Source organism: Moraxella sp. ZY210820, from assembly GCF_030674635.1.
Classification (GTDB): Bacteria; Pseudomonadota; Gammaproteobacteria; order Pseudomonadales; family Moraxellaceae; genus Acinetobacter.
On record NZ_CP089978.1, the window covers coordinates 982,552 to 998,559 of the forward strand.

The following is a 16,008-nucleotide window of genomic DNA, read 5'->3' on the forward strand; positions in this document are numbered from 1 at the left end:
TTTACTCCAAAAAAAAGCCCCATGATTAGGGGCTTGGTTGATTATAAACTTGCCCAAAACTCTTCGCCACGTCCAAATTCATTCTTTACAATATTCATCATAAGTTTATAAATGCGGTCGGTGCGTGAGATGTCATCAAGTGATGTTTTTGGCTCATTGAATTTCGTGTGCAAATAGTCAAGTGCTTTTTGATAAATACTATCATCAATTTCATTTGAAACTAGAACATAGCCGACTTGTGGCAAATCTTTGTTTAGATTGTCAGTAACATAGATGTCAGTCATACCGTCAAAATGCCCGTATTGGTGAGCTTTTGCGATAGTTTTAACTTCTGCTACTGTAGCAGGCGAAGCATTTACTAATTTAATGGTAACACAGTCAAAATCTTTAGCTTTAACCGTTGCTGTAATGCCTTTGGCTTTCAATGTTTGGCGAATTGCTTTCGCTGTTTGGGTGTGCTTGTTCATGATACTAACCTCTTGGTTTACGACTGCAACCTATTTGCTGTCTATGAGTATATTGTAGAATACTTTTGTATTCATGTCAAGCACAATTTTAAGAAATTTTAGATTTTTTAAGATTTTTCTAAATATTCATTGATTTCTTGAATTTCTTTCAAGCGTGTTTGAGCAATGTCTTTTAATTGCTCTTTCGCCCATGGTGCTAAATTATCTCGATTGTGCCATGATTGCACCGTCTGCCGTGAGATTGATTCACCGTTTGCATTGACTAAGTAATGCCCAACTTGAGCCATCCACGAACGACCAAATAAGGCTGTGCCAATTTTTTCAATTTCTGACATAAAAACTCCAAAAAAAGTTGATTTAGTTTTTATTTTAGCATAGAATACTCAAGTATTCAAATTATTGAGAATAAACTATGAAAGCAATTAGTGTAAGACAGCCGTTTGCAAATGATATTTGTTTTGGTGAAAAGACGATTGAGCTTAGAACATGGCAGACAGATTACAGGGGCGAGCTTATCATTTGTAGCAGTAAAGCAGGTGTAAAAACTTGGCTTTTGAGTGATGGTGTGCATTATCAAGCACCTATAGGCACGACTATTTGCAAAGTAAAATTAGTTGATTGCCGACCAGCAACAAAACAAGACGCAGAATTAGCTTATTGTGAACCTGAAGATATTCAAGACGGAATGTGGGCTTGGGTGCTTGAAGATGTTGTAGATTTACAACCAAAATCAGTTAAAGGTAAATTAAACTTTTTTGATGTGCCTGATGATTTAATTGTGCCATGTGGCGAAAAGTGGTATCACGAGTTTTTAGAGACTGGTAAACCAAACGAAGATAAAGATATTATTATTGATATTGGTTAGATGAGCTAACCGCAACCGACCGCCCTTATGGCGGTCTTTTTATTGGAGAAGTGAAAATGGCAACAAAGAAATACACTCACAAAAAAGTTGGTGCTACTCGTACCGAGCAACGCCGACACGATAGACATCGTGCAGGTTTTGAAAAAGAAATCCGACACATGAAAAATGTATCTCGTCGTAAATCTAATGGCGGTGCAGGCGGCTAATGTCCAACCTGTTTTATCCTATTCAAGCCCAAGCCAATGTAACCGATAGCGTGATTGTGGCATTTAGTGGCGGTAAGGATAGCGTTGTAACACTTGATTTGTGTTGCCGATACTTTAAAAATGTGTCGGCTTTTTTTATGTACCAAGTCAGTAACCTATCCTTTCAAGAAGCCACAATCAACTGGGCGGAGCAAAAATACGGTATTGAGATTGAACGCATACCGCATTTTGAATTGTCTGAATTTTTGGCGTATGGCTCATTTCGTCATTATGATGTCAATTTGCCTATTATTGGCATGAATGATGTTTATAACTATGTCAGAATTGTTAATGATATGTGGTGGATTGCAGCAGGCGAGCGTATTTCAGATAGTATTGTTCGCCGTGCAATGATGAAAAAAAGCGGTTGTATTGATGAAAAGCGTGGACGGTTTTATCCAATTGCGAATTTTAGCAAAAATGACATCTTGCGGTATATCAAACATCATAAGCTAAAGTACGCTCCAGAAACATCAAGTATGGGGCATTCTTTCCGTTCATTGGCAGGTAGGGATATGTTTATGTTAAGACAGCATTATCCCAAAGATTATGAGCGAGTGAAATCATGGTTTCCGTATGTGGAAGCATCTATTTTGAATTATGAGTTAAATGAGCTGAAAAATGGCAAAGAATAATTTACAAAAAGGCGAACGAGTTACGATGTGGCGTAGCGAAATTAAACCGCACCCACATAATCCACGCATTATCAATGATGGTAATCGCAAAGCCTTAAAAAAACGTTTAAAAGAAGTCGGAATTTTAGGCACGTCTTTTGTAGTAAATCAGCCAACAGGTCATTTATTAAGTGGTCATCAGCGTTTATCTATTCTTGATGAAGAGATGAAGTACAAAGATGGTAAAAATGACTATGAACTTGATGTGGATTTAGTTTGTGTCAATGAAAAGCAAGAGTTAGAAATGCTTGTGTTTTTCAATAATCCATCTGGTCAGGGCGATTGGGATAAAGAACTATTGGCAAAAATCAATCTTGATTTTGATGTGTCTTTTGCTGATATGGGTTTTGATAATCTTGATGTTAATCTAATGTTTGATGGCGATAGTCGTTTTAGTGCTTTGTTTGAGGATACAGCAGAAGTTAAGCAGGTCAAGCACGATTTGCAAGAAATCAAAGAACACCGAAAAGAAAGCACAGAAAAACTCAAAGAAGCCAACAACATTGATTTTTATGTAATGATTGTCTGTGCGAATAAAGATGAAAAAGCACAACTTTTACGCATGATTAAAGTGCCTGAACATGAAAGTTATATTCCAGTTGGTGCGATTATGCCGTATGTGGAAAGGGGGCAATGAGAAACAACCCCATGGCAAGGGTAAATTATGACAGAAAAAGAGATTTGTGGGGCAAAAAACCGCAAAGGTGAAATCTGCCAACAAAAACCCATGAAAAATGGGCGTTGTCGTTTTCACGGCGGTAAATCAACAGGCGTAAAAGGCAATCAGAACGCAAGAAAACACGGTGCTTACTCTAAATTTTTCACTGATGATGAAAAAGCACAGCTTGATGAATTGGAGTTGGACAATTTAAACAGCGAATTGCAACTGTGCAAAATACAGCTTATCCGAGCCTTAGAAGCCCAAGAAAAACAGCTTAAAGCTAATGACAACGATAAGATGGAGTTAATCGCCCAAACCATTCAAGCGGTCAAAGATGGCGAACAAATCGCACGCCAACAAGTTAATAAATCCTTTGCTAAAACTGACTTTGGGGGCATTATTGACCGTCTTATTGGTCGTATCCAGTCGCTAACTCATAGTGTTCAGGATATGCAAAGCAAGGCGATTGATATGGAAATGAAACAGATTGAATTAGATAAACTGAAAGCAAAAGAAGCAGAAAACCAAGCATTGCCAGTTAAAGTTGTCATTCAAGTGGAAGATGCTCGTAAATATGATGAATCCGAAATTGAACATACCGCAGGCGAAATTCCTGCAAATGCCGAATAAGTTTAGAGCGTTTGTTGCTGGGTTTGGTAGTGGTAAAACATGGGTAGGCTCATCAGCATTGTGTATCCATGCGTGGAACTCTCCAAAAGTGCCAAGTGGTTATTTTGGAGCGACTTATCCACAAATTAGAGATATTTTTTATCCAACTATTGAAGAGTGTGCATTTCACTTTGGGTTAAGGGTTGATATTAAGACCAGTAATAAAGAAGTTCATTTTTATAGTGGTTCAATTTATCGTGGTACAACGATTTGCCGTTCAATGGATAACCCGTCATCGATTGTCGGTTTTAAAGTAGGTAAATCACTTGTTGATGAATTGGATACCCTAAATGAAGGTAAAGCAACAGAATCATGGCGTAAAATTATTGCTCGTCATCGTGCGTCTTCATGTGAGTTGGACTTTGATGAAACGGCAATCACAAAAGAAAATGAGATTGAAATCGTTCGTAATACCAATGGCATTGATGTAACCACAACGCCTGAAGGTTTTAGATTTACATATAAGCAATTCGTCAAAGCACCAGGCGAAAATAAGGATATTGCTCATTTTTATGGACTGATACAAGCGAGTACATACGATAATGAGAAGAATTTACCACCTGATTACATCGAAAGTTTACGACAATCGTATCCGCCACAACTGATTGAAGCCTATTTAAATGGGCAGTTTGTCAATTTGGCGAGTGGAGCGGTGTATCCTGACTTTGATAGACATCTCAACAAATCATTTGAGACAATCCAAGATGGCGATATTTTGCATATTGGCATGGATTTTAACGTGTTAAAAATGGCGTGTGTGGTGTATGTCATGCGTGGTAACGTTCCGCACGCTGTTGATGAGTTGGTCGGTGTGAGAGATACGCCAACCATGTGCCAATTATTGAAACAACGTTATCCTAATCACATGATTTACATCTATCCTGATGCAAGCGGTCAAAATACTAGTTCAAAATCATCAAGCGTATCAGACCATTCAATTATCCGTCAGCATGGATTTGTGATTAAGGTAGCATCAACCAATCCAAGTATCAAAGACCGATTAAATGCCATGAACGCCATGATTTTAAATAGTCAAGGTGAGCGTAGATTTTTTGTCAATCCATTGCGTTGTCCAGAATATACGGACGCATTAGAACAGCAAATTTTTGATAAGTTTGGCATTCCTGATAAATCAACAGGTTTAGACCATGTAAATGATGCTGGCGGTTATTTTATTGCTTACCAATTTCCAATATCCAAGCCGATTACACGGTCGTTTGTGGATATGCCATATTAGAGTAATGTTATGAAAGTAGATACATTAAAACAGTCTTATCAACAGAGTGTATCAGCATGGCAAATGTGTAATGATTTTGTGAGCGGTACTCGTGCAGTTAAGGCAAAAGGAAGAGATTATTTACCGCAGCCAAATCCTAAAGATACAACGCCTGAAGCCAAAGCACGTTATGAGAATTATCTCCATCGTGCAGTGTTTTATGAGTTTTCTAAAAAAATCGTTAATCAGTATATTGGATTATCATTTAAGCAAGACCCAATTTGCGAAGTTGATGATATTTTAGAATATTTAAAAAAGAATGTTGATGGGCAAGGAACCACCTTGTATCAACAGGCACAAAAAGGCTTTAAGGCATTATTGTGTAATGGGAGGTTTGGTATTTGGGTAGATTATCCTGTGGTTACAGGACAAATTACCAAACAACAGCAAAAGAAAATTTTGCCAAAAATTCTATTTTACACGGCTGAAAGTATTATCAACTGGCGTGTTGTCAATGGTGAAACAACGCTGATTGTACTGCATGAAGTAATTGAACAGCCAAAAGCTGATGATTATTTTGTGGTTGAACAGGTGGAGCAATGGCGTGAATTAGGTATTGATAAATACGGCTATTATTATGTTGATGTATGGCAAAAAGATGATAAAGGAAACTTTTATAGTTTGACAGGTCGTCTTTATCCTAAAAACGCCAAAGGTGAGTTCTGGACCTTTATACCGTTTCAAATCTTTGGTAGTCAATACAATACTTTTGATGTACAAGAAATTCCGATTGAGCCCCTGGTTCATATTGAAAAAGGCATTTATCAAAATAGTGCTGATGCTGAAAATTCACGCTTTTTCTGTGGTCAAGTTCAGCCATTCATGAATGTGGATAGCCAGACACGAGATTTTTATACTGATTATGATGAACAAGGACGTTCAAAAGGTCAAGTGAATTTGCGTGTTGGGTCGGAAACGGTCATCATGCTTGGTGAACATGGGCATTTCGGTTATGCAGTTGCTCCGCCTAATAACATGGCAACTGATGGTATTCGTGAAAAACGTGAAATTATTGCTGAGTTAGGTTTTCAGCTTGGGCAAGCTGGGTCAGCCGTCAAAACAGCAACACAAGCAGACAATGAAGCACAGGCACAACATAGTGTCGCTAGTTTATGTGTGGCAAATCTTAATGAAGGATTTTTAAATGTTTTGTTGTGGTGTAATGCCTATGTTGCGGTTGATGAACAGCCTAAATTCTTAATTCGTCAAGAATTTTCATTGATTGCGGTTGATGTGAATTTACTCAATACTATCAATGCGTTGGTTGATGGTGGAAAATTGCCAAAAACCATCATTTTTGATTTGGCGAAAAAGTATAATTTACTTGATGCTGAATTAAGCAATGATGATATTATCGGAATGATTGAAGCAGACAAACCAAACATTGATTTAGATGATTAAGACATGAAAGATACACATATCCGCCGTGCGATTATGGTAGAACGTTTTAAGCAATACCTAGTAAAACGTTTTAATTTGAAAGATGTGGATAAATTCTTACAAAATCATGTGTTTAATACTGATATTTCGCAGTTGTCTATTCCAAAATTGAACAAATTACTGGATAAAGTACAATCTGAAGTATCAGCATTATATGGCGTGTATGTTGATGATTTAAAATCACATTGGCAGTCTTTTTTTGATGATAGTTATCGCTTTGAAACAAAATCTGTTGGGCATATCTATACGCATTTAAAAGATAAACTCAAGCCATTGGAGCAGAATTTTATTAGCCAAGCTGTAAATCATGTGCTGAATAAACCGCTTGACTTTAAAGGTCTAACTGGTATCACACTTGGTGAAATGTTGGAGAGTTTTCAACAATCGGAAAGTTTACGGATTGTGCGAACAATTCGCCTTGCCCATCATCAAGGCAAAACGATTACAGATATTATTAGACTGATTCGTGGTACAAAAGCACGCCAGTATCAAGATGGTGTATTGAGCATTTTACAACGCAACGCTGAAAGCATCGCCCGAACTGGCACGGCGATATTCAATACTGAAGCTAAAACCACATTTATGGAGAAACATGATGATTTAATTGATGGTATTCAAGTCATTGCAACGCTTGATAGTCGAACAAGTCCTATTTGCCGTCATTTGGACCGTGAATATATGTCATTGGATAAGGCTATTTATCCGCCATTTCATTTTAATTGTCGTTCTACCTTTGTGTATGTTCTAAAAGGGGAAAAACCATCAACTGATGGCATGAGTTATTATGAATGGCTGAAAACGCAATCCGATGACTTTCAAAATCAAGTGTTGGGTACAAAAAGGGCTATGTTGTTTAGAGATGGTGGATTGTCGATTGAACAATTCAAAGCCTTGCAGCTGGATAAAAAATTCCAACCAATCACGTTGGAAGAAATGAAAAAACTTGAACCTTTGGTATTTGCCAAATTGTTCGATAATTAAACTCAACCGCCGTGAATAGCGGTTTTTTTTATTGGAGTAGATATGAAACAGTATATAGGCACAAAATTAGTGCAAGCTAAACTAATGACACGCAAAGAATACAATGATTTGCGTGGTTGGAAAGTCCCTGAAAATGAAAATCCTGATGACAACGGATATTTGATTGAAGATTTACAGTCAAAATCACAAAATCATTTTGATTTCAAAGGTTACATCTCATGGTTGCCTGAATTTGAGTTTAACGAAAGTTACAAACCGAATACGGGTGGGTTATTTCTTTTTGCCATCAATGATGAAAATGGCGTTTACATTGGCGAAAGTGATACGCCTGAAAAAGCCAAAGAAAATGCGTTGAAAATCAAAGAAACACATACATTGGCTGATGAATTTGATTTTGGTATGGCATTACACTTGTTGAAAGCTGGGCAAAAAGTCGCTCGTAAGGGGTGGAATGGCAAGGGTATGTACTTGCTTTTGGTTGATGGCAAATGTGTAACAGAAGTAATCAATAATTGTTATGGAGACCCTGAACGATATGAAGTAGGTGCTGATGGTTATGAAAAAGGGCAATCCATGCCTGTTTTGAACGCCATTTATATGAAAACAGCAGACAATAAACTTGTACCGTGGCTTGCTAGTCAAACTGATGTATTGGCTGAAGATTGGGTGATTGTGGAGTAAGAAAATGAAACTTAAACTTGATGAACATGGCAATGTTGTATTGCAGGACGGTAAACCTGTTTATGTACATGATGATGGTAAAGAAATCGCATTTGATGCGGTGCAAATGACAGCCAAAGTCAATAGCTTAACTGCTGAAAAGCAACAATACTTAAACCGTGCTGAAAAAGCTGAAAATTCATTAAAAGCGTTTGATGGCATTGACGTGGAAAAAGCAAAATCAGCGATTGAAACAGTCAAAAATCTTGATGATAAAAAACTGATTGATATTGGCGAAGTAGAACGTGTTAAAGCTGAAACGAAAAAGGTTTATGATGAACTGTTGGCTAAGGCTTATGCTGAACGTGATGCTATACAACAGCAATTCCACACGGCAGTGATTAGTGGGGAATTTGCACGCTCATCATTTATCAAAGATAAAACGACTTTACCACCTGAAATTGCCCAAAGTTTTTTTGCAAAGCATTTTAACGTAAATGAACAAGGTCAAGTTGTGGCGAAAGATACCCTCGGAAATCCAATTTTATCACGCACAAATGCAGGTGAAATTGCCAGTTTTGATGAAGCGATTGAATTGTTGGTCGGTACTTATCCACAAAAAGATACCATCTTAAAAGGTTCAAGTGCAAGCGGTGCTGGTGCAGGACAACCAGGGCAGGGTGGAAATGTAAATACTCCGAAAAGCTACGCTGATTGTAAAACAGATGAAGAAAAAGTAGCTTGGTTGGAAGCTCAATCTTAATTTTTATGTGGAGATAGTCAATTATGGCTTTTGATTTAATTAAATTTAATCAACAAACCTATACAGTAGCAACTGAAGCACTTGCTCAACAAGTTGAAAAATTCAATGAACAATCAAATGGGGTTATCCAGTTGATTGCTAAACCATTTAAAGGCGATTTTGATATTTCATCTGCGTTTAGTGGAATGAAAAACATTGTACGTCATCGTGATGTAGAAAATGGCTCAAATCCTATTACAACAAGCCGTTTATCACAACATGAAAATGTTGCGGTAAAAATTGCGTGCGGTACGCCTGAAATCGCTTGGAGTCAAGCAGAATATGCGTGGACAATGCAAAATCCAAAACTTGCACCTGTAAAAATTGGTGAAATGTTAAGTAATGGCATGATGGCTCATATGTTGAATACTGCAATTAAAGCAGGTGTTTCAGCATTGAGCGGAAATAGTGAAGTGATTGAAACATCATCATCTGCTTTAGATTTTGCAACCATGACTAAGGGTAGTAGTCGTTTTGGCGATCATTCAAGCTCTATTGTGGGTTGGGTCATGCACTCTGGAGCATTAACACAATTGCAGCTTAAGGCATTGGCAAATAATGAGCGTTTATTCACTTATGAAAACATCAATGTGTTACGAGACCAATTCGGACGTATTTTTGTCATTACAGACAGTGAAGACTTGAAAAAATCTGATGGTGGCTACAATACACTTGGCTTATCTGAATCGGGTATTGTTATCAATAACCAAGATGATTTTAACAGTGTGATTACCAATGCGACAGGTAAAGAAAATATTTCTTATACTTATCAGGCTGAATGGTCGCACGCCGTGTCTGTAAAAGGTTATAAGTGGAATATTTCAGCAGGTGGTTCTAACCCAAATGCAGGGGCTTTAGCAACGCCTACCAATTGGATTAAAACGGCAACATCAAGTAAATATACTGCTGGTGTATTGTTGCAAACTGCTGCTTAATTGAATTAAGGCGGTACTTTTATGGGTATCGCCTTTTTGGGAGTAAAAAATGCGTATTCTTTATTTTACTGATGATTTTTCACAAGAAAATATTCAATTTGCACAACAAAATGGTTTAACCATGCGTAAACGATCAGCCTATCATCAGATTGATACTGTAGAACAATGCTCGGCTGTATGTGGCGATGTGCCACAGGCTTACTTGGATAAATATCCAGTACACGAATTGCCAAAAACTGAACATCAAAAAGCCTTAGAGCAAGCTGAATTGGAAAAACAAGCTCGTTTAAAAGCTGAAGAGCAGGCAAAAGCGGAAGCAAAATTGAAAGCTGAAGCTGAAGAAAAAGCTAAAAAATCTAAAGCAAAATCTGAACCATCAGACCCAAAAACAGATGCTTAAATGAAAGTATCAGTACATTTGAGTCAAAAGGGCGAATGGTCAAGCCTGTTTAAAATTGGACAAATACCGATGGATGGTGGTGTAAAAGTGGGTGTACTCAACAATAAACCACATATTACCAGTGGAAACGCAGGTAAGCCATCTATCGGTATGGCAGACTTGGCAGAAATTCATGAGTATGGTGACTCAACACGTCATATTCCTGAACGTTCATTTTTGCGTGCTAGTTTAAGGCAGAATGAAAGTAATTATGTTGATGTGTTGGAAAGTGGATTATTTACTGTGTTAAGCGGTGAAATGTCTATTGATAAGCTCAAACATAAATTAGGTTTAATTGCCCATCGTGATGTGGTGAAATACATTTCAACGGCTAATTTTGCACCATTAAAACCATCAACCATTAAACGCAGACGTAAACAGTCTAATCGTCCATTGGTTGATACTGGCAATTTACGCAATTCATTAAGTTTTGAAGTGGAGTAAAAATGTATATCTCTCGTGATGATTTAATGACCTTGTTTGGTGAAAGTGAAATCATCAAACTGGAGCGAAATATCAGTTTTGATAATGGCATTGAAGCCACAGAACAAGTGATTAAAAACGCAACGGAAGAGACCAACGGCTATTTGGCAGTGCGTTACAACTTGCCATTGGGGAGCGTACCTGAACGCTTAAAACAATGTGTAGCGGTGATTGCACGTTATCGACTGTATAAAAACAAAGCCCCTGAACAGGTGCAATGGGATTATGAACAAGAAATAAAGTGGCTCAATCAAATTGCAAGCGGTAAAGTCATGTTGATGTTGGGTGATGACAATCCAGAACCGAAACCACAAGCATTTTCATTGAGTTTGGAGCGTTATTGATGGCTGTTGAACAATATTTTGGCGTTGAACAAAAATTAGTGGAACGTGTACAATCCTTATTTCCTAATTTTACAGTTTTAACGCCATTTAACGTGGAAGATATGCTACAGGCGGTGAATGATGAATATAGCATTAGCATTATTTATCATGATGACCGTATCGCAGATGGTGGCAATAGTGGCACGCTCAATAGTTGTTATCAACAATGGCTTGTGGTGTTGTCATTGCACGATGCTCAAGCACAATTACAACAAACCAATACCATTCGCAGTACGGCTGACCCATTGATTAAAAAACTGTTGCAAGGATTACAAGGTTTTAATCCGCAATTAGATGGCTATCGTCAATTTAAACGTGCGAATAGCCCTGTGAGAGTGGGTAGTCAATCCAGTTTTGCGTATTTTCCATTTTTATTTGAAATTCAGATGTTTATTTGATGTAATCAACCGTCCGAAAGGGCGGTTTTTTTTATTGGAGTTGAAAAGATGGCTTATGCAAGTTATCAAGGCAAGTTATACCTTGCAAAAATTGTAGCAGGCATTGTACAAGCAATGCGTGAAGTGGGCAACGCCCCTGAATTTGTCGTTGAGACTGATAGTGAAGTCTTTGAGCATAAAGAAAGTATGACAGGGCAACGTACTACTGATTTTACTATGACCAAAACTAAAAGTGTCAAGGTATCAGCAACATTGGAAGATTTTAACCGTGAAAATTTGGCGTTGGCGGTGAGCGGTAATATCGTATCCGTTAAACCAGAGCCGATTAGCAATCATGTTTTTGGCACGGTTAAAGTGGGCGATATGGTTAAATTGAAAGGGTTTAATGTTACTAGCGTTACCATTAAAGACAGTACAGGTTCAGCCAAAACGTTGGAAAAAGATACGCATTATACGCTTGATGAAAAATTGGGCAAGGTGGTATTTAAAAATATTGATGGTTTTAAACAGCCATTTATCGCTGAATATACCACTGGTGCGGTCGAAGTAACCACAATTATGAGTGCGGACGATGATGAATATCAACTGTACTTTGAAGGTGTGAATACCGTTACTGGCGAAGATGTTATCCTTGAATTATGGCGATTGAAAAAGCAAGCTAAAGGGTCTATTCCGTTTATTCATGAAGAATTGGGTAAAATTGAATTGGCTGGTGATGCCTTGTCGGATAAGACAAAACAAAATGACCCGTCATTGGGGTTATTTGGACGTGTAACGGTATTACCTAAAACTGCTTAAAAGCAAAAATCCCTGTTATTGGTCGTAACAGGGATTTTTTTATGTGTAAATTTAGCAAACTACAGGTAAATTATATATTATGTCTGAAATTATTGCAATGGTGGTAGGAATGCTTGAAAAGTATGAAAACTCTCCAAAAGTACGTTTTTTAATAAATTGGCTTGTGATTTGCTTAACAATATTTGTTTTAGGTCATTTTATCTCTGCGGTTAAGTGGTGGTAATATGAGCGATTTTCAGCAAGTAACAAACAATCCAGTTTATCATGCTTTTTTTATTGGCGATAAGGTGATGGATTGTTATGTATCGCAATTTAAAATGAAAGACTTGGAGTATTGGCTTGGTGCGGTGGTTGATATTACTGAGCAGTTACAAACTGATATTTCAAGTCTGATTGCTACACATTTAAATCAGTTGCAAGCAATGGTTTATTTGTGTGTTGATTTTGTGGATACGGCTAAATTGGCAGATTTAGAATTAAATGCTACTGAGTTTATTCGCTTGGTGCAATGTGTTGTTGATGTGAATAGTGCATATTTTAAGCATATTCAACAACAAAACAAAACTAAAAGAAATCAAAAAGATGATGATAATTCATGGTTTACCTCATTTCAGCTTTTGATTAGTCACGGACATAGCTTAGATAGTGTGCAAAATATGGGCTTTGGGCAGTTTTTAGGCTTTGTAAAGGCGGTACAAGATGAGCAAAAACGCCATGCAAAAATGCAGTTTAATGTTATGCGTATGGCGTTTCACGGCGGTAAAACTGATGTAGAAAAGTTTTTACGGTCTTTGGAGTAAAAATCCACATTATTGTGGATTTTGTAGCTGTTGTGCATACTCAAGCAATGCCATTTTAATTGCCATCGCCTTAGAACAATCTTGATGAGCCATAATTTTATTCAAAGCTTCTAAAATTTCAGGCTCAGTATGACTAATCACTAAAGCAATATTAGCAAGGGCTTTATTACGATAGTTATTAGTTGCTTTTTGACGTGCGTTACTCATAAAATATCTCTTGATTTTTTCATATTAATACAATAATATATAAAGAACAGGTTATAAAGTGCTGTAACACCTTATAACCTTCAGTCAAGTTATTAGCAGTAACTTAACTGGCTTATTGCTTAGTAAACATTATTGCTAATGAGTAATAAGACAATAAGGACAATGAACTTAATGACGTACTTCATTGTCTGTTCCTTATGGTTTATGGCGTAAGCGTTGGTTTACGCCTTACCAATCTAACAACCCTTGCTAGATAAATATATTGTATACTAGAATACACAAAAGTCAAGTAAATTTATGAATTTATTTGACTTTTTTATTGTTATATTGTGTTCTTTTCAAAAATAAAGAACTGGTTTATAATCAGTTTTTTCAGCTTTTAGGTGTAAAAATGCAAGAACAGCAAGTAGAATTAATTATCCACATCAAAAACCACGCTCCTATAGAAGTTTTAGATTTTACACAAACGATGTCAAGTTTTGCACTTGAATATAATCATCACACTAAAACTGATGATTTTAAATTATACATCAAAGAAGTAAAATCAGGCTCCATTATTGCGAGTTTAGTTGCGATTGCACCCAATATATTGCCTTTTGCTGAACACGCTAATAGCATTATTGAATTTGCCACTCATCTCAAAAATGCTTTTGGACGTTTAAAAGGAGAACAGAATAATGCACAACTTGATGTAACCACCTTACAGAACTTAACACGATTAGTTGAACCGATTGCCAAAGACAATAATGCAGTTATGAATATCCAAACTGTTAATATCTATGGCAATGTCAATGACAGCTTTAATGTGAATAGCTTAGATGCGAATGCCATTCAAAACAATGCATGACGTGAAATGGAAAATCTGAAAGAACCTATCTCCGCCTACCAGTACCAAGTGGTTTTGTATTTCTCACAAGCTCGTGGCGATAACAAAAAAGGTGATAAAGGTATTATTGAATTTATCAGTAAAAAAGAAGTAAAAGTCGCTTTTGATAGTCAAGAACTCAAAAGTCGTATGATTATTGATGTGGATTACAATATTTTTGATAAGGCGTATATCGTTGATGTTAAAGTGCAAACAGTCAATGATAAACCAATCTTGTATACCATCACGGACTTTCATGAAGCGATTGATTTAGAGACTTGACAAAATATAAAAGGTGGGGTATGATATAACCACTACTAAATATCAAGCGGAAAATTCACACCGTCATCGTGATTTTTTTGTGTCTAAAATTTGCTTAAAATAGCGTTGCTCAAATTTGAGAAACGGTAAATAGCAAAACAAAATTCGTCTTTTATGACGGGTTGATAGGGGTAAATACAATACCGAAAGGAAATAGCCCCAGCCGTCTTGATACGGTAGTTGAAACCCGTTGCCCTATATGGCAACATTCATTAACTAAATATCAAGGGGTTCATTATGAACTTAACCATTTCAAACCAAACAATTAGCCAATACAACGGCTTATTCTCTCTTAACGATTTACACAAAGTTTCTGGTAATGCGAGTAAACATAAACCAACGAACTTTTTACGCAATGAACAAACCAAAGACTTAATCGCTGAAATTGAAAGTGAAAATCAAATTGCTTATCATACCATACAAGGTGGCGATGTTAAAACTGTGAAACAAGGCACTTATGTTTGCCGTGAATTGGTTTACGCTTATGCCATGTGGATTTCTGCAAAATTCTCTTTAATGGTGATCCGTGCCTTTGATGCGTTAAATACTGGTGCTATTTCTTGCCTACCTAAACTCTCATCAGACGATACACTCCAACTCCGCAATGCGGTAAACTTAGCGACTGGCGTACTCAAGTTAGATTATTCAACCATCTATAAAATGGTTCATCAGCGTTTTGGCGTGGACGAAATCAAAGAATTAAGCCGTGAACAAATTGGGCAAGCTGTGGAATATGTTCATCATCTCATGGTGTAAAATGATAATACATATAAACTCCCAGAACAGCCTTATTTTTTAAATATTCATATTGCTCGTGAGTTTGATGCTCGTCTTAAACATATTTTTGATTTGGCTAGTTTAATTGATGGCAATAAAATCGCTCAATTATTGCAACAGCGTGCCAAAGATTTAAATAAGTTTATGGTGCAATTTCAGCATAAGTAATTATTGTTAAATTTTAGTAAAACCCTGCACGGTTCGCCGTGTGGGGTTTTGGATATGCTGAATTTTTGGCTTGATTTTTTTATTACATTATGTAATTATGTGTTACAATGAATAAGTTAATGATATTGGATTCATATTTAAATGAGTAATCGTTGTGTAAAATGTCATAATTGTGGGCATGTTGGATATTCTATCTCTAAGGGCAATATTTTTATTTTAATTGCCTTAGCATGTTTGGGGTTTATACCTGCTGTCATTTATTATTTCTGGTCAATCAGTGGTTTAGGACGTTGTTCAAATTGCCATAGCACAGCACTTGTACCATCAAATAGCTGCCCACCACAAGACAAACTAGACCCATTCCGTTTTATTGCGATGTGGGTATTGGCAATCGGTGTAACTTTTTTCATATTATTAGCTTATGGTCTTGGTAGTACCGTATGGCAACGTATTACTATGACTGATGAACAAAAACAAGCTATGATTCAGCATGAGAATTTTGAAAAATGCGTTAAACATGGGCAAGAATATTTAAAAGCTTATCCTGAAAAACTACCTGCTGAAATCAGAACTAAACATGAAAGCTTAATCCCTTATGAGCGATTCACTTATGTCCAAAATGTTTGTCGTCAGTCTAAAACAGAAACATTCCCACAATGAGCAACTTTAGCTAATTTTTTATCAATATACAAAG

Annotated in this window: 25 protein-coding genes; 22 read left to right on the forward strand and 3 right to left on the reverse strand. The window is 36.8% G+C overall.

The window, feature by feature from the left end; all coding sequences use genetic code 11:
- Positions 1–41: 41 nt before the first annotated feature.
- A complete protein-coding gene (locus LU301_RS04995; RefSeq protein ID WP_305273319.1) occupies positions 42–467 on the reverse strand; it encodes a hypothetical protein in 426 nt (141 codons plus the stop codon).
- A gap of 107 nt (positions 468–574) precedes the next feature.
- On the reverse strand, positions 575–802 hold the full coding sequence (locus tag LU301_RS05000; protein WP_305273322.1) for a hypothetical protein: 228 nt from the start codon (positions 800–802) through the stop codon (positions 575–577).
- Positions 803–879: 77 nt separating this feature from the next.
- On the opposite strand from LU301_RS05000, the gene LU301_RS05005 reads away from it, so the two are divergent.
- The 18 genes from LU301_RS05005 to LU301_RS05090 all read left to right on the forward strand — a co-directional run bounded on the left by LU301_RS05005 (position 880) and on the right by LU301_RS05090 (position 12,976).
- Positions 880–1,332 carry an ASCH domain-containing protein gene (locus LU301_RS05005; protein WP_305273325.1) on the forward strand — a complete coding sequence of 151 codons (453 nt, stop codon included), beginning with the start codon at positions 880–882 and terminating at the stop codon, positions 1,330–1,332.
- Positions 1,333–1,388: 56 nt separating this feature from the next.
- Entirely contained in the window at positions 1,389–1,538 is a 150-nt protein-coding gene (locus LU301_RS05010) for a hypothetical protein (RefSeq protein ID WP_305273328.1), read from the forward strand.
- Entirely contained in the window at positions 1,538–2,212 is a 675-nt protein-coding gene (locus LU301_RS05015; protein WP_305273331.1) for a phosphoadenosine phosphosulfate reductase domain-containing protein, read from the forward strand. The genes LU301_RS05010 and LU301_RS05015 overlap by 1 nt, the downstream gene beginning before the upstream one ends.
- The gene (locus tag LU301_RS05020) at positions 2,199–2,888 is read left to right on the forward strand and encodes a ParB N-terminal domain-containing protein (protein ID WP_305273334.1); all 690 of its coding nucleotides are present in this window, start codon (positions 2,199–2,201) and stop codon (positions 2,886–2,888) included. The genes LU301_RS05015 and LU301_RS05020 overlap by 14 nt, the downstream gene beginning before the upstream one ends.
- Before the next feature lie 27 nt (positions 2,889–2,915).
- Positions 2,916–3,542: an HGGxSTG domain-containing protein gene (locus LU301_RS05025; protein WP_305273338.1), complete on the forward strand. Its 627-nt coding sequence runs from the start codon at positions 2,916–2,918 to the stop codon at positions 3,540–3,542.
- A complete protein-coding gene (locus LU301_RS05030; RefSeq protein WP_305273340.1) occupies positions 3,487–4,818 on the forward strand; it encodes a terminase large subunit domain-containing protein in 1,332 nt (443 codons plus the stop codon). The genes LU301_RS05025 and LU301_RS05030 overlap by 56 nt, the downstream gene beginning before the upstream one ends.
- A 9-nt stretch (positions 4,819–4,827) precedes the next feature.
- Positions 4,828–6,258, forward strand: coding sequence for a DUF4055 domain-containing protein (locus LU301_RS05035; RefSeq protein WP_305273342.1), 1,431 nt, complete (start codon positions 4,828–4,830; stop codon positions 6,256–6,258).
- 3 nt (positions 6,259–6,261) lie between these two features.
- Complete coding sequence (locus LU301_RS05040) at positions 6,262–7,278, forward strand: minor capsid protein (protein ID WP_305273344.1); 1,017 nt, start codon at positions 6,262–6,264, stop codon at positions 7,276–7,278.
- A 42-nt stretch (positions 7,279–7,320) separates the two neighbouring features.
- Positions 7,321–7,959, forward strand: a complete 639-nt coding sequence (locus tag LU301_RS05045; protein ID WP_305273346.1) for a DUF2829 domain-containing protein — start codon at positions 7,321–7,323, stop codon at positions 7,957–7,959.
- A gap of 4 nt (positions 7,960–7,963) precedes the next feature.
- On the forward strand, positions 7,964–8,701 hold the full coding sequence (locus LU301_RS05050) for a DUF6651 domain-containing protein (RefSeq protein ID WP_305273348.1): 738 nt from the start codon (positions 7,964–7,966) through the stop codon (positions 8,699–8,701).
- Positions 8,702–8,724: 23 nt separating this feature from the next.
- On the forward strand, positions 8,725–9,675 hold the full coding sequence (locus LU301_RS05055) for a major capsid protein (RefSeq protein WP_305273352.1): 951 nt from the start codon (positions 8,725–8,727) through the stop codon (positions 9,673–9,675).
- Between the two features lie 49 nt (positions 9,676–9,724).
- Positions 9,725–10,075 carry a hypothetical protein gene (locus LU301_RS05060; protein ID WP_305273355.1) on the forward strand — a complete coding sequence of 117 codons (351 nt, stop codon included), beginning with the start codon at positions 9,725–9,727 and terminating at the stop codon, positions 10,073–10,075.
- Positions 10,076–10,558, forward strand: a complete 483-nt coding sequence (locus LU301_RS05065; RefSeq protein ID WP_305273358.1) for a hypothetical protein — start codon at positions 10,076–10,078, stop codon at positions 10,556–10,558.
- A gap of 2 nt (positions 10,559–10,560) precedes the next feature.
- Complete coding sequence (locus LU301_RS05070; RefSeq protein ID WP_305273361.1) at positions 10,561–10,941, forward strand: DUF1320 domain-containing protein; 381 nt, start codon at positions 10,561–10,563, stop codon at positions 10,939–10,941.
- On the forward strand, positions 10,941–11,378 hold the full coding sequence (locus tag LU301_RS05075; RefSeq protein ID WP_305273363.1) for a phage tail terminator protein: 438 nt from the start codon (positions 10,941–10,943) through the stop codon (positions 11,376–11,378). The genes LU301_RS05070 and LU301_RS05075 overlap by 1 nt, the downstream gene beginning before the upstream one ends.
- 48 nt (positions 11,379–11,426) lie before the next feature.
- Positions 11,427–12,176: a phage tail tube protein gene (locus tag LU301_RS05080; protein WP_305273366.1), complete on the forward strand. Its 750-nt coding sequence runs from the start codon at positions 11,427–11,429 to the stop codon at positions 12,174–12,176.
- Positions 12,177–12,255: 79 nt separating this feature from the next.
- Positions 12,256–12,399 carry a hypothetical protein gene (locus tag LU301_RS05085; protein ID WP_305273369.1) on the forward strand — a complete coding sequence of 48 codons (144 nt, stop codon included), beginning with the start codon at positions 12,256–12,258 and terminating at the stop codon, positions 12,397–12,399.
- A gap of 1 nt (position 12,400) precedes the next feature.
- On the forward strand, positions 12,401–12,976 hold the full coding sequence (locus LU301_RS05090) for a hypothetical protein (RefSeq protein WP_305273372.1): 576 nt from the start codon (positions 12,401–12,403) through the stop codon (positions 12,974–12,976).
- 9 nt (positions 12,977–12,985) lie between these two features.
- Here the strand turns inward: LU301_RS05090 and LU301_RS05095 are convergent, their stop codons facing one another.
- Positions 12,986–13,183 carry a hypothetical protein gene (locus tag LU301_RS05095; protein WP_305273375.1) on the reverse strand — a complete coding sequence of 66 codons (198 nt, stop codon included), beginning with the start codon at positions 13,181–13,183 and terminating at the stop codon, positions 12,986–12,988.
- 391 nt (positions 13,184–13,574) lie between these two features.
- Here LU301_RS05095 and LU301_RS05100 point away from each other — a divergent pair, with 391 nt between their 5' ends.
- The 4 genes from LU301_RS05100 to LU301_RS05115 all read left to right on the forward strand — a co-directional run bounded on the left by LU301_RS05100 (position 13,575) and on the right by LU301_RS05115 (position 15,974).
- A complete protein-coding gene (locus LU301_RS05100; RefSeq protein WP_305273377.1) occupies positions 13,575–14,030 on the forward strand; it encodes a hypothetical protein in 456 nt (151 codons plus the stop codon).
- A 6-nt stretch (positions 14,031–14,036) separates the two neighbouring features.
- Positions 14,037–14,330: a hypothetical protein gene (locus LU301_RS05105; protein ID WP_305273380.1), complete on the forward strand. Its 294-nt coding sequence runs from the start codon at positions 14,037–14,039 to the stop codon at positions 14,328–14,330.
- Positions 14,331–14,606: 276 nt separating this feature from the next.
- On the forward strand, positions 14,607–15,125 hold the full coding sequence (locus tag LU301_RS05110; RefSeq protein ID WP_305273382.1) for a KilA-N domain-containing protein: 519 nt from the start codon (positions 14,607–14,609) through the stop codon (positions 15,123–15,125).
- A 330-nt stretch (positions 15,126–15,455) separates the two neighbouring features.
- On the forward strand, positions 15,456–15,974 hold the full coding sequence (locus LU301_RS05115) for a hypothetical protein (RefSeq protein WP_305273384.1): 519 nt from the start codon (positions 15,456–15,458) through the stop codon (positions 15,972–15,974).
- Positions 15,975–16,008: the final 34 nt, after the last annotated feature.